Consider the following 203-nt stretch of genomic DNA (forward strand, 5'->3'; position numbering starts at 1 on the left):
TCGCGTTGAGTTGCGAGCCATTCACCGCATCGCTACTCGATGCGTTCAGCGCGCCGCTTGCCACGTTGTGAAGCGCGACAGGCTTGTTTGAACCCACGTCGCCAAGCGTCACCGAATCATGCGCCGACGACTCGTACATCACCGCATCGGCGGTTTGGCCTTGCAGCGAGGTGATGGCGTTCGAATTCGCCGTGACCTGCGTG

The 203-nt window shown here is 61.1% G+C and carries 1 pseudogene; it reads right to left on the minus strand.

The window, feature by feature from the left end:
* Positions 1-203, minus strand: a pseudogene (locus LDO54_RS39060) (peptide ABC transporter permease); the annotation flags it as partial.

Origin of the sequence: Paraburkholderia tropica, from assembly GCF_914484835.1 — a bacterium.
Taxonomy (GTDB): domain Bacteria; phylum Pseudomonadota; class Gammaproteobacteria; order Burkholderiales; family Burkholderiaceae; genus Paraburkholderia; species Paraburkholderia tropica_A.